This window comes from Mesorhizobium sp. WSM4983 (genome assembly GCF_029625765.1).
GTDB lineage: Bacteria > Pseudomonadota > Alphaproteobacteria > Rhizobiales > Rhizobiaceae > Mesorhizobium.
The window spans coordinates 1098370-1111004 of the sequence record NZ_JARTVM010000001.1 but is presented as its reverse complement, the minus strand read 5'-3'; the positions used below and the strand labels follow the sequence as shown (position 1 = coordinate 1111004).

Genomic DNA, 12635 nt, shown 5'->3' with positions numbered 1-12635 from the left:
GCGTCGACCTGAGCGGCAGCTTTGCCTGTGGCGCCCGCCATTGGACGCCTGTTCTATTGCCCGCGAGGGGCGCGATTATCTTAAAGCACGAAGCGTGCCAGTTTTGCGTGGAAGACGGATTTCCAGGAGAATCAAAGCGGTAGGCGCTTCAGGCGCCGGCCCGGCCGAGCCGAGACACGGTCAAACGTTGATCAACGGAGCGGGCAGGGCGCACAAATTTTGTGCAATGCACAAGAATGGCGCGCAAATGATCAGTCGCGATTCTGGGCCGCGATGTAGGCATCGATCCGATCGGGATCGAAGATCTGGCCGTCGAAGAATCCGTCCGGGCCGAGCACAAGGCTCGCCCCGGCCGAGCCGACCGGCGTCGCGGTCTTCAGCGCGCCTTCCACTTTGGCGTTGGCGCCGGGCAGGGCCACGCCGAGCGGCTTCAGCGCCGAGCGGTAGAGATCGGGCCGGTAGCAGTCGCGGGCGATCGCCAGGTTTTGCGGCGTATGCGGCAATTGTCCCCAGCGCACCATCTGCGTGTAGAACCAGAGCGCATGGCTCTTCCAGGGAAAGTTCGCCGCCTTGTCGAAGGGCAGGAAGAAAGCCTCAACGCTGCGCTCCGGGCCGCCGCCGAGCTGAAGTCGCCCGGTGAGTGCCGGCATCTGGATCGCCTCCCGCTGCCCGAGGAACGCAGGCTTGGCCATCAGCGCGGCCAGCGCGCCGCGGTTCACCGGATCCTGGCACCAGCGCGCGGAGTGATGCAGCGCTCTCAGCAGCGCCGCCAGCGCGTCGGGGTTTTCCTCGGCCCAGCTTCTGCGCGCGCCGATCACCTTTTCCGGGCTGTTGCGCCACAGCAGCGCCTTGACGGTGACGATGCGGCCGGTGCCGGCGGCGACGGCGGCACTGTTCCAGGGCTCTCCGACGCAATAGCCGTCGATGCGGCCGGCGGAGAGCGCATCGGCCATGAAGGGCGGCGGCACGATGACGATCTCGACATCGCGGTCGGGATCGATGCTGCAGGCGGCGAGCCAGTAGCGCAGCTCGTAATTATGCCCGGAATGCGGATGGACGACGGCGAAACGCAAAGGCTCGCGGCCGGCGGCCGCCCGCTCGCGGATCAGAGCGCCAAGCGCCGTCCCGGCGCGCGCCGGATCGAGATCGGGCGCGGCCCCGTGCGCCGACATGCCTTGCCACACCGCATTGGAGACGGTGACGCAGTTGCCGCCAAGCCCGAGCGAGAAGGGCACTATGGTCTCCGAGGCAAGCGGCGTGAGGCCGAGGCTGCAGGCGAGCGGCATCGGCCCCAGCATATGTGCCACGTCGAAATGGCCGATGGCGATGCGGTCTCGGATGTTGGCCCACGAGGTCTCGCGATGCAGCTTGAGCTCGATGCCTTCGCGGGTGGCAAAGCCCATCTCGCCGGCTGCTACAAGGACGGCGCTGTCGAAGAGCGGCATGAAGCCGGCGGTGATCTGGTGCGCGGCAGTCTTGCTCATTCGCCCTCCAGCGGGCCCAGCAATCCCGCCGCCGTCACCAGGCTCTGGGCGATGTCGGCGATCTTGCGGTTCTGGTTCATGGCGGTCTTGCGAAGAAGCGCGTAGGCGGCCTCCTCGCTCAAGCCGCGCGATTTCATCAATATGCCTTTGGCGCGATCGACGACCTTGCGGTTCTCGAGCTCGCTGCGCGCCTCCTCCAGTTCGCGCGCCATGCGCGAGAAGGCGTTGAAGCGGCTGATCGTCATGTCAAGAATCGGTTTGATGCGCTCCTTCTTCAGCCCGTCGACCACATAGGCGGACACGCCGGCTTCGACCGCCGCCTCGATCGAGGCCCGGTCGGAGCGGTCGACGAACATAGCGATCGGCCGTTTCACTGCTCGCGAAAGCTGGAACATGTTCTCCAGCATGTCGCGGTTGGGGTTTTCGAGATCGATGACGATGACATCCGGCTCGATCTCGGCGATGCGCTTGGCAATGCCGGCCACGTCATGAACAACGGTGACATGGCGATGGCCGGCGTCCCGCAATCCGGCCTCAATGATCGAGGCGCGGATGCGGTTCTCGTCGATAACAAGGATGGTCAACGAACCAGCGGACATGCGCCCTATTGTGCAGCCCGGCCGGAATTGTGCAATGCGGTAGCGTGGTCCGCGGCGACTTTCCCACGCCCAAACGCCGCCGGCCAGTCGCCGATATTCGAAGCTTCTAATTTTCGAAGGCAGGTTTTTCGCTGGGCCAAAAAGGTCAAAAACGTATCAGTCGGCGCGGCGTGGCGAGGTGGCGGACATCCTTGGCCGCCGCTATCCTGACCCTAGATGAGCCGGAACAAACGGCCGCGGTTCGAAGGCTGGCGACAGCCTGCGGGAGGAATCGATGGGACCCGATCTGGAAGTCATACAGATAAGGCCTGGCGAGTCGTTCGCGGTGAGGTGGCATGGCTATCCCTACCATACGGTGCGCTGGCATTTTCATCCGGAGTACGAACTGCACCAGATCGTGGCGACCAAGGGCCGCTATTTCGTCGGCGACTTCATCGGCGAGTTCGAGGTCGGCAACCTCGTTCTCACCGGTCCCAACCTGCCGCACAACTGGATCAGCGAGGTTCCGGAAGGTCAGTCAGTTCCGCTGCGCTGCAGGCTGGTCCAGTTCAGCGAGGAATTCATCGGCGGCGCGATCGCCACTTTTCCCGAGCTTGGCGCGGTCTCGCCACTGCTCGAGCTCGCGCGGCGCGGCGTCCTGTTCAGCGCCAGTGTGAGCAGGGCGGTCATGCCGTTGCTGGCGGAGATCACTCATGCTTACGGCGTTCACCGGATCAGCCTGTTCATGTCGATCATGGAGGCGCTGAGCCGCGAAACTACGCCGCGCGTGCTCGCCAGCGAGAACTATCTGCCGGACCCGTCCGGATACATGTCTGCGGGCATGAACCAGGCGCTCGCCTATATCCGCGAGAACCTGACCCAGCAATTCAACGAAGGCGATCTGGCGGCAATCGCGGGACAGACGCCGAGCGCCTTCTCGCGCTCGTTTCGCAAGCATACCGGCATGTCGCTGCTGCAGTACATCAAGCGGCTGCGCATCAACCTCGCTTGCCAGATCCTGATGAGCGACGAAGAGGCTCAGATCTCGGACATCTGCTTCGAGGTCGGCTTCAACAATCTGTCGAACTTCAATCGCCAATTCCTGGCCGAGAAGGGCATGCCGCCTTCGCAGTTCAGGAGATTGGTTGCGGATAATTTCGCGGCCGCGCGCGCCGCATAGAAAGGAGTTCGGGAGGAGAAACAAGCCTTAGACAAGAACCAGGACGAAGCGGTGGGTCGCGCAAGCGAACCAGCGATGGACGAGTATTTCCTCGTGTTGCCAGCGGGAGGAAGCCGTGAGGCTGCTGCACGAGTTCACTGGACTTCCAATCGGGTGCGCGAGCAGCATCCGCGGCTCGATGTCGAAGTCCGTTTAGATCACACAATGGGAATTGGAGAAGACCTTATGTCCAGATACGTGTCCAGATTGACAGCAGCCGCGATGGCCGTCTCGAGCCTCGCTCTTGGGGCGACTTTTGCCAATGCGCAGGATATCGCCGGCTCCACGGTCGCGTTCCTGATGCCCGACCAGGGCTCGACGCGTTACGAAGAGCATGATCATCCGGGCTTCGTCGCTGAAATGAAGAAGCTTTGCGACAGCTGCAAGGTGCTCTATCTCAATGCCGACGCCGACGTCACCAAGCAACAGCAGCAGTTCAACTCCGTCATCACCCAGGGCGCGAAGGTTGTCGTGCTCGACCCGGTCGATTCCGCGGCGGCGGCCTCGCTGGTGCACAATGCGCAGGCTCAGGGCGTCAAGGTGATCGCCTATGACCGTCCGATCCCCACGGCCAAGGCCGATTTCTATGTATCGTTCGACAACAAGGCCATCGGCAAGGCGATCGCCGCCTCGCTGGTCGAGCATCTCAAGGCCAAGGGCGTGTCGAGCGACGGCGATGTCGGCGTGCTGCAGATCAACGGCTCGCCGACCGACGCCGCGGCGGGCCTGATCAAGGACGGCATCCATGAGGGTCTCAAGACCGGCAGCTACAAGACGCTCGCCGAGTTTGACACGCCGAACTGGGCGCCTTCGAATGCCCAGCAATGGGCGGCGGGACAGATCTCGCGCTTCGGCAACAAGATCGTCGGCGTGGTCGCCGCCAACGACGGCACGGGCGGCGGCGCCATTGCCGCCTTCAAGGCAGCCGGCGTCGATCCGGTGCCGCCGGTGACGGGCAACGACGCGACGATCGCCGCCTTGCAGCTCATCATTGCCGGCGACCAGTACAACACTATCTCCAAGCCGAGCGAAATCGTCGCCGCGGCGGCGGCAAACGTTGCTGTGCAGCTTCTCAAGGGCGAGACTCCGAAAGCCGAGACAACGCTGTACGATACGCCCTCGCAACTCTTCGTGCCGGCGGTGGTGACGCAGGAGAATTTGAAAGCCGAAATCATCGACAAGAAGATCCAGACCGCAGCCCAGCTCTGCACCGACCGCTACGCCGAAGGCTGCAAGAAGCTCGGCATTCAATAAGGCGCGATGCGGCTGAAGCCGCATCGTCTGCCAGAAGCGATGCGGCCCAAGGGTGCATCGTCTTCGAGGAGCGAGGCGGCGGAGCCGTATCGTCTCCAACAGCGATGCGGCGCAGCCGCGTCGCTGCGATATGCTCGGCTGGCCCGTCAGGGCTGAGAGCCGGGTGTGTCCGGCCGCTCCCTCCTGGCGGCCGGACAGATCGACCAAAACGCGGGAAGAGAGACACGCAATGGCAATACCCGACGCACCGCCCACGACGAGCCGTCCGCCGGTGCTTAGCCTGCGCGGCATCTCGAAGAATTTCGGCGCGGTGTCGGCTCTCACCGACGTCGATCTCGACATCAATGCTGGGGAAATCGTAGCCCTGGTTGGCGACAACGGCGCCGGCAAGTCGACGCTGGTGAAAATCCTGGCCGGCGCGCATATGCCGAGCTCGGGCTCGATCACTTTCGACGGCCAGCCGGTGACGCTTGCCAATCCCGCCGCGGCGCTGAAGCTCGGCATCGCCACCGTCTTCCAGGATCTCGCGCTCTGCGAAAACCTCGACGTCGTGGCCAACATCTTTCTCGGCCGCGAGCTTCATCCGCTTCGCCTCGACGAGGTCTCGATGGAGGTCCGCGCCTGGACACTGCTCAACGAGCTCTCGGCACGGATTCCCAGCGTGCGCGAGCCGGTGGCGTCGCTGTCGGGCGGGCAGCGGCAGACGGTGGCGATCGCCCGCTCGCTGCTGATGGAGCCGCGCGTGATCCTCCTCGACGAGCCCACCGCCGCACTCGGCGTCGCGCAGACCGCTGAAGTGCTGAATCTTATTGAGCGCGTGCGGGATCGCGGGCTGGGCGTCGTCATGATCAGCCACAACATGGAGGACGTGCGCGCCGTGGCCGACCGCATTGTGGTGCTGAGGCTCGGCCGCAACAACGGCATCTTCCTGCCCGGCGCCTCCAATCAGGAGCTGGTCACGGCGATCACCGGCGCCGACGACAATGCGGTCTCGCGGCGCGGCAGGCGCACGGCCGAGAAAGCGCAAGGAGAACAGCCATGACCACGGCGTCCGACCGCAATCCCGGCGCGCTGCTCGATCGCAGCGACGAACGGCTGAAGGATCGCAGCGGCGCCAAGGGCGCCATCAGGGGCTTCCTCGACCGCGTCCGCTCCGGCGATCTCGGCTCGCTGCCCGTGGTTGTCGGGCTGGTTTTGATCTGCACGATCTTCCAGACGCTCAACCCGGTATTCCTGTCGCCGAACAATCTGGTCAATCTTTTGTTCGACTGCTCGACCGTCGGCATCATCTCGCTCGGCATCGTCTGCGTGCTGATGGTGGGCGAGATCGACCTGTCCGTCGGGTCTGTCAGCGGCCTGGCCTCCGCGCTGCTCGGCGTGCTGTGGGTGCAGTGGGGCTGGCCGGTCGCGCTTGCCATGCTGGCGGCGATGGCGGTCGGGTTCGTGACCGGCTGCGTCTACGCGCTGCTGCTCAACAGGCTCGGCATGCCAAGCTTCGTCTCGACGCTTTCGGGCCTGCTCGCCTTCCTGGGATTGCAGCTCTACATCCTCGGCCCGACGGGCTCGATCAACCTGCCTTACGATTCGCCGCTGGTGAATTTCGGCCAGCTTCTGGTGATGCCACACTGGGTGTCGCACACTTTGGCCGTCGTGCCCGGCGTGCTTGCCCTGGCTCTCGGCTATCGCAAGGCGCAACGCCGCCAGGCCGCCGGCCTGTCATCGCGTTCGCTGGGCGGGCTGCTGCTCCAGGCGGTCGCGATCACGGTCGCGCTCGAACTGGTGGCTTACTACCTCAACCTGTCGCGCGGCGTGCCCTGGATGTTCGCGTTGTTCGTCGGCCTGGTCGTGGCGATGAACTATGCGCTGAAGCGCACCCAATGGGGCCGCTCGATGACCGCTGTCGGCGGCAACCGCGAAGCGGCGCGTCGCGCCGGCATCAATGTCCGGCTGATCTACGCCAGCGCCTTCGCGCTCTGCGCCACGCTGGCGGCGACGGGCGGCCTGCTCTCGGCAGCACGCCTGGCAACCGCCAGCCAGCAGGCCGGCACCGGCGACGTCAATCTCAACGCCATCGCGGCGGCCGTCATCGGCGGCACCAGCCTGTTCGGCGGCCGCGGCAGCGCCTATTCGGCGCTGCTTGGCATCATCGTCATCCAATCCATCGCAAGCGGCCTGACGCTGCTCGATCTGTCATCCTCGCTCCGGTACATGATCACCGGCTGCGTGCTGGCGATCGCGGTCATCGTCGATTCTCTCGCCCGCCGCTCGCGTGTTTCACACGGCCGCGCCTGAGGCCTATCGAAGAGGATCGCAATGTCTGAAAGTCTTTCCGGCAAGGTTGCCGCAATCACTGGCGCTGCCTCGGGCATCGGGTTGGAATGCGCCCGCACCATGCTCGCAGCCGGCGCGAAGGTCGTCCTGGTCGACCGGGCCGAGGACCGGCTTCAGGAACTTGTCGCGGAGCTCGGCGACAATGCTTATGCCGTCGTCACCGACCTGCTCGATCCGGCGAGCGTCAACCGCATGATGCCCGAGATCCTCGAAAGGGCGGGCCAGCTCGACATCTTCCATGCCAATGCCGGCGCCTATGTCGGCGGGGAGGTGGCATCGGGCGACCCCGATCAGTGGGATAGGATGCTCAACCTCAACGTCAACGCCGTGTTCCGCACGGTGCACGCCGTGCTGCCGCATATGATCGAGCGGAAGAAGGGCGATATCATCGTCACCAGTTCGGTGGCCGGCTTCGTTCCCGTGGTCTGGGAGCCGATCTACACCGCCTCGAAATTCGCCGTGCAGGCATTCGTCCATACGGTCCGGCGCCAGGTGCTGAAGCACGGCATTCGCGTCGGTGCAGTCGCTCCCGGTCCGGTGGTGACGGCGCTGCTCAGCGACTGGCCAAAGGCCAAGATGGAAGAAGCGCTCGCCGCCGGCAGCCTGATGGAGGCGAAGGAAGTGGCGGACGCCGTGCTGTTCATGCTGACGCGACCGCGCAACATCACCATTCGCGACCTCGTCATCCTGCCGCAGAGCGTGGACATCTGAGCGGCTCGCCGACCGGCCCTCACAGAACGGAACCGCCGCCATGATCCTCGACCGCTTCAGACTGGACGACAGGGTCGCGCTGGTGACCGGCGGCACGCGCGGCATCGGCCTCGCCATCGCGAAGGCGCTCGGCGAAGCCGGCGCACGCGTCGTCGTTGCGGGCCGGACGATGAAGGATGATGCGCGGCAGGAACTCGCGGGCCTCGCCTTCGACTTTCACGCCGCCGAGATGCTGGACGAGAAAGCGCCGGACAGGCTGGTCGCCGACACGCTCGCCAAGGCCGGCCGCCTCGACATCCTGGTCAATAGCGCCGGCATCGCCATCCATGGCGACAGCGGCGACTATCCGGAGGACATCTGGCGGCAGACGATGGCGATCAATGTCGATGCCGTCTTCCGCTGCTGCAGGGCGGCGCTGGCGCCGATGCGGCGCCAGGGAGGCGGCGCGATCCTCAATGTCGGCTCGATTTCCGGCATCGTCTCCAACATTCCCCAGAACCAGGTTGCCTATAACAGTTCCAAGGCGGCGGTGCACATGATGACCAAGAGCCTCGCCAGCGAGGTGGCGGCCGATAACATCCGCGTCAACGCCGTCGCGCCCGGCTATATCGAAACGGACCTTTCGCGCGGCGGCATCGAGAATCCGGAATGGTTCCCGATCTGGCGCGGCATGACGCCGATGGGCCGCGTCGGCCAGCCGGAAGAAGTTGCGGCGGCCGCACTTTTCCTGTGCTCTCCCGCCTCAAGCTATGTGACCGGCGAGGTGCTGGTCATCGACGGCGGCTATACCACACGCTGAGATGGCGCTGAGCTTAGGGCGCTGAGACAGGAGAATTGCGATGAAACTCAAGGACAAGGTCGCCGTCGTCACTGGCGGCGCGCAAGGCATCGGCGCAGCCATCGTGCGCGGTTTCGCCGCCGAAGGCGCCCATGTCGTCATCGCCGATATGGCACTAGACAAGGCGGAAGCGCTTGCGCGCGAGCTCGAAGGCAAAGCTACCGCTCTGCAACTCGACGTGCGCGACCTCGCCTCGATCGAGGCGATGGTCGCTTCGGTGACGAGGACGCATGGCGGGATCGACATCCTGGTCAACAATGCCGCCGTCTTCGACATGGGGCCGCTTCTCGAGATTTCGGAGAAAAGCTTCGACCTGCAATTCTCGGTCAATGTGAAAGGGCTGTTGTTCACGCTGCAGGCGGTGGCCAAGCGTATGGTCGCCCAGGGGCGCAAGGGGAAGATCATCAACATGGCCTCGCAGGCGGGTCGGCGCGGCGAGGCGCTGGTCGCCGTCTACTGCGCCACCAAGGCCGCCGTAATCAGCATCACGCAGTCGGCCGGCCTTGCGCTGATCAAGCACGGCATCAACGTCAACGGCATCGCGCCGGGTGTGGTCGACACGCCGATGTGGGACCAGGTCGACGCGCTGTTCGCGCGCTACGAGAACCTGCCGATCGGCGAGAAGAAGCGGCAGGTCGGGCTGGCGGTGCCGGCGGGGCGCATGGGTGATCCCGACGATTACCGGGGTGCGGCCGTCTTCCTGGCATCGAGCGAGGCCGACTACGTCGTGGCGCAGACGCTCAATGTGGACGGCGGCAACTGGATGAGTTGATTGGCCGAAGCTCGAGGCCTCGCCTGCGACAATCGGGCAGGAACGATCTGGCGGCTGACGCATTTTGGTTCCCATCAACCGTTTGAGGGAACCATGCGCATCGCTCATGTCGCGCCGCTCTATGAATCCGTGCCGCCGAAACTATATGGCGGCACCGAGCGGATCGTGTCCTATCTCACCGAAGCGCTGGTGGAAGTCGGGCACGAAGTGACCCTGTTCGCCAGCGGCGACAGTGAGACCTCGGCGCGGCTGGTGCCCGGCCGCGACCAGGCGATCCGTCTCGATCCGCGGCCGAAAAAGTCCGAGATTGCGGCGCATATGGCGATGCTTTGCCAGGTGCGCGAGCGGGCGGACGAGTTCGACGTCATCCACTTCCATCTCAGCCATTTCGTGCATTTTCCGTTCTTCGAACACATGGCGGGGCGAACGGTGACGACGCCGCATGGCCGGCTCGACTATGTCGACCTGGCGCCGGCCTACAAGCGCTTCCCGCGCTTTCCGATGATCTCCATCTCGCACAGCCAGAAGCGCGGATTGCCCGACGCCAACTGGCTGGCGACGATCCATCACGGGATTCCGGTCGATGCGTATCAGCCCACCTACGATCCCTCGGCCGAGGAACCCTATCTGGCTTTCCTGGGCCGGCTGTCTCGCGACAAGCGCCCGGATCGAGCGATCGAGATCGCGCGAAGTTCCGGTTTGAAGCTTAAGCTGGCGGCCAAGATCGGCGATGACGATCGCGCCTATTTTCACGACGAGATCGAGGCGCTCATCGACGGCGACCGGGTCGACTATATCGGCGAGATCGCGGAACACGAGAAGGCCGAGTTTCTGGGCAATGCCGCGGGGCTGCTGTTTCCCATCGATTGGCCGGAGCCGTTCGGCCTGGCGCCGATCGAGGCGATGGCTTGCGGCACGCCGGTAATCGCCTGGAACTGCGGCGCCCTGCCGGAGCTCATCGACCAGGGCGTGACCGGCTTTGTCGTGGACTCTGTCGATGATGCGGTCGCTGCGATGCCGGCCCTGCTCGGACTTGACCGACGGCAGGTGAGAGTGGTCTTCGAAAAGCGGTTTTCAGCCACCAGGATGGCGCGCGACTATCTTGCCGCCTATATGCGCCTGATCGGTATCCAGGAGGCGAGAGCCTCCTGATCGGCATTCTCTTGGGGCGGGGCAAGCGAAGAGGTCACGAATGACGCAGCTCGACGAGCGCAAGCTCGATCCCGCCGTAGCCCTTGCCTCGCTCGACGAAACTGCGCCGCGGGAGCCGCACCGGCTGTTCGCGCTCAAACAGGGCGATTGTTTCGCGGTCACCGACGCCTATGGTGACATCAGGGGCGCCGGCGACGGTTTCTTTCGCGACGACACGCGCGTTCTTTCCGAGTTCCGCCTGACGATCGGCGGCAGGCCGATGTCGCTGCTCGGCGCCTCGCTCAGCCAGGACAATGTTCTCTTCACCAGCAACCTCACCAACTTGCCGATACAGAGCGCCGCCGGCCGCGACATTCCGCAAGGCGCGATCCATATCGAGCGCGTCAGGCTGATCTGGCAGGACAGGCTATTCGATCGCATCACGCTTTCCAACTACAGCCGCGAGCATTCGACCATCGCCATCTCCTTGCATTTCGCCGCCGACTTTCGCGACATGTTCGAGGTGCGCGGCTCGACACGGCCGAAACGTGGAACGGTCCATCTGGCGAAGACCCACAAGGCCTCCGTTATGCTCGGCTATGACGGTCTCGACGGCCTGCCGCGCCAGTCGGCAATCTCCTTCTCGCAAGCTCCCGACCAACTGAGCGACAATCGAGCCGACTTCCTGATCGCGGTGACCAAGCGCAGCAGCAAGGTGCTTTATGTCGAGGTGGGCCCGGAAGTTGCCGAAACGCCGAATCGCGACCGGTTCCGGGCCGCTGCCGCACGCGCGCGTTTTGCCATGCGCGCCAAGCGTCGGCATGGCGCCACGGTCCACAGCTCCGGTCGCGTCTTCAACGATTGGGTCGAACGCGCCCGCGCGGATGTCGCGTTGCTTACCACCGAGCTTCCTACCGGGCCTTATCCTTATGCCGGCATCCCGTGGTTCTCCACGGCCTTCGGCCGCGACGGCGTGATCTCCGGCTTGCAGATGCTGTGGCTCAATCCGGGTCTCGCGCGTGGCGTGCTGGCGTTCCTTGCCGAACATCAGGCGACGGAGACGTCGCCCTTCATCGATTCCCAGCCAGGCAAGATCATGCACGAGACGCGCAAGGGCGAAATGGCGGCGCTGCGCGAACTTCCCTTCGGCCGCTATTATGGCGGCGTCGACACGACCCCGCTCTACATTCATCTCGCCTGCGCCTATGCCGACCGCACCGGCGACATGGCCTTCATCGACACGCTCTGGCCATCGCTCAAGGCGGCGGCCGAGTGGACGGAAGAGGCAAGCCGGGCAACGGGTTTCGTCACCTACCAACGCGCAGCGGAGTCCGGCCTCGCCAACCAGGGCTGGAAAGACAGCGTCGACTCGGTCTTCCATGCCGACGGCCGCATGCCCAAGGGACCGATCGCGCTGGTCGAAGTGCAAGGCTATGTCTTTGCCGCTTATCGCGGCCTTGCCGCGCTCGCACGCCGCCGCGGCGAGTTTGCCGATGCCGAACATTGGGAGAACCGCGCCGAGGAAATGCGGATCGCCGTCGAGCGTGACTTCTGGATCGAGGATCTGAACTTCTACGCCATCGCGATCGACGGCGAAGGCCAGCCCTGCAAGGTGCGAACGTCAAATGCGGGGCATCTGCTTTATGCCGGGCTGCCGCAGCCGGAGCGCGCCAAGATTGTCGCCGATCAATTGCTGTCGGCTTCCTTCCATTCCGGCTGGGGACTGAGGACGCTTGCGGACGACGCGATCTTCTTCAACCCAATGTCCTACCATAACGGCTCGATCTGGCCGCACGACACGGCGCTCTGCGGTGTCGGCCTCTCGCGTTATGGAGAGCGCGAAAGTGTCGTGCGGCTGATGAGCGGCACGTTCGAGTCGGCCGTGCACTTCAACATGCGGCTGCCGGAATTGTTCTGCGGCTTCACCCGGGCGCCAGGCGAGGCGCCGATCGCCTATCCTGTCGCCTGTCTGCCGCAGGCCTGGTCGGCAGGCTCCACCTTCATGCTGATGCAGGCCTGCCTCGGTCTGGAAATCGACGGTTGGAAAGGCGAGTTGCGCGTCACCCGCCCACGGATGCCTATCGGTATCGACACGCTCACGCTCCGGCATCTGTCCGTCGGCAATAAGACTATCGACCTCACCTTCCAGCGTGTCGGGGACCGCGTCGTTGCCTTCCTCGCCGATCGGCATGAGGGCCTGGTGCCGCTGATTGTGCGGACTTAGACGGGTCGATTGCGCAATTCCGGACGGAAAACCGTTACGAGAGCGGAGTTCCGCAAATGCATCCGGCAGTCGAAAAATGTCGGAACCGACGAG

Annotated in this window: 11 protein-coding genes; 9 read left to right on the top strand and 2 right to left on the bottom strand. The window is 64.5% G+C overall.

The window, feature by feature from the left end:
• Positions 1–251 precede the first annotated feature (251 nt).
• Positions 252–1484 (bottom strand): CmpA/NrtA family ABC transporter substrate-binding protein, encoded by a 1233-nt coding sequence (locus P9254_RS05440; protein WP_278054300.1) that lies wholly within the window; start codon positions 1482–1484, stop codon positions 252–254.
• Entirely contained in the window at positions 1481–2083 is a 603-nt protein-coding gene (locus tag P9254_RS05435) for an ANTAR domain-containing response regulator (protein WP_066992153.1), read from the bottom strand. Before P9254_RS05435 ends, P9254_RS05440 begins: the two co-directional genes overlap by 4 nt.
• A 274-nt stretch (positions 2084–2357) precedes the next feature.
• Here P9254_RS05435 and P9254_RS05430 point away from each other — a divergent pair, with 274 nt between their 5' ends.
• From P9254_RS05430 to P9254_RS05390, 9 genes are all read left to right on the top strand, one after another.
• On the top strand, positions 2358–3242 hold the full coding sequence (locus tag P9254_RS05430; RefSeq protein ID WP_066992353.1) for an AraC family transcriptional regulator: 885 nt from the start codon (positions 2358–2360) through the stop codon (positions 3240–3242).
• Positions 3243–3467: 225 nt separating this feature from the next.
• Positions 3468–4535 (top strand): ABC transporter substrate-binding protein, encoded by a 1068-nt coding sequence (locus P9254_RS05425; RefSeq protein ID WP_066992156.1) that lies wholly within the window; start codon positions 3468–3470, stop codon positions 4533–4535.
• Between the two features lie 229 nt (positions 4536–4764).
• A complete protein-coding gene (locus P9254_RS05420) occupies positions 4765–5577 on the top strand; it encodes an ATP-binding cassette domain-containing protein (RefSeq protein ID WP_066992159.1) in 813 nt (270 codons plus the stop codon).
• Positions 5574–6827, top strand: coding sequence for a sugar ABC transporter permease (locus P9254_RS05415; RefSeq protein WP_066992162.1), 1254 nt, complete (start codon positions 5574–5576; stop codon positions 6825–6827). Before P9254_RS05420 ends, P9254_RS05415 begins: the two co-directional genes overlap by 4 nt.
• Positions 6828–6848: 21 nt before the next feature.
• The gene (locus tag P9254_RS05410) at positions 6849–7577 is read left to right on the top strand and encodes an SDR family oxidoreductase (protein WP_278054299.1); all 729 of its coding nucleotides are present in this window, start codon (positions 6849–6851) and stop codon (positions 7575–7577) included.
• Between the two features lie 40 nt (positions 7578–7617).
• Complete coding sequence (locus P9254_RS05405; RefSeq protein ID WP_095802296.1) at positions 7618–8376, top strand: SDR family NAD(P)-dependent oxidoreductase; 759 nt, start codon at positions 7618–7620, stop codon at positions 8374–8376.
• Between the two features lie 40 nt (positions 8377–8416).
• On the top strand, positions 8417–9187 hold the full coding sequence (locus P9254_RS05400; protein ID WP_127239832.1) for an L-iditol 2-dehydrogenase: 771 nt from the start codon (positions 8417–8419) through the stop codon (positions 9185–9187).
• Positions 9188–9280: 93 nt separating this feature from the next.
• Positions 9281–10339, top strand: a complete 1059-nt coding sequence (locus tag P9254_RS05395; RefSeq protein WP_278054298.1) for a glycosyltransferase family 4 protein — start codon at positions 9281–9283, stop codon at positions 10337–10339.
• Between the two features lie 40 nt (positions 10340–10379).
• Complete coding sequence (locus tag P9254_RS05390) at positions 10380–12542, top strand: amylo-alpha-1,6-glucosidase (RefSeq protein ID WP_278054296.1); 2163 nt, start codon at positions 10380–10382, stop codon at positions 12540–12542.
• The last annotated feature ends 93 nt before the right edge of the window (positions 12543–12635 follow it).

Excerpts from the sequence above, each read along its gene's own strand:
- P9254_RS05410 (WP_278054299.1), top strand. The coding sequence starts at position 6,849 with ATGTCTGAAAGTCTTTCCGGCAAGGTTGCCGCAATCACTGGCGCTGCC.
- P9254_RS05440 (WP_278054300.1), bottom strand. The coding sequence starts at position 1,484 with ATGAGCAAGACTGCCGCGCACCAGATCACCGCCGGCTTCATGCCGCTC.
- P9254_RS05415 (WP_066992162.1), top strand. The coding sequence starts at position 5,574 with ATGACCACGGCGTCCGACCGCAATCCCGGCGCGCTGCTCGATCGCAGC.
- P9254_RS05420 (WP_066992159.1), top strand. The coding sequence starts at position 4,765 with ATGGCAATACCCGACGCACCGCCCACGACGAGCCGTCCGCCGGTGCTT.
- P9254_RS05425 (WP_066992156.1), top strand. The coding sequence starts at position 3,468 with ATGTCCAGATACGTGTCCAGATTGACAGCAGCCGCGATGGCCGTCTCG.
- P9254_RS05435 (WP_066992153.1), bottom strand. The coding sequence starts at position 2,083 with ATGTCCGCTGGTTCGTTGACCATCCTTGTTATCGACGAGAACCGCATC.
- P9254_RS05395 (WP_278054298.1), top strand. The coding sequence starts at position 9,281 with ATGCGCATCGCTCATGTCGCGCCGCTCTATGAATCCGTGCCGCCGAAA.
- P9254_RS05390 (WP_278054296.1), top strand. The coding sequence starts at position 10,380 with ATGACGCAGCTCGACGAGCGCAAGCTCGATCCCGCCGTAGCCCTTGCC.
- P9254_RS05400 (WP_127239832.1), top strand. The coding sequence starts at position 8,417 with ATGAAACTCAAGGACAAGGTCGCCGTCGTCACTGGCGGCGCGCAAGGC.
- P9254_RS05405 (WP_095802296.1), top strand. The coding sequence starts at position 7,618 with ATGATCCTCGACCGCTTCAGACTGGACGACAGGGTCGCGCTGGTGACC.
- P9254_RS05430 (WP_066992353.1), top strand. The coding sequence starts at position 2,358 with ATGGGACCCGATCTGGAAGTCATACAGATAAGGCCTGGCGAGTCGTTC.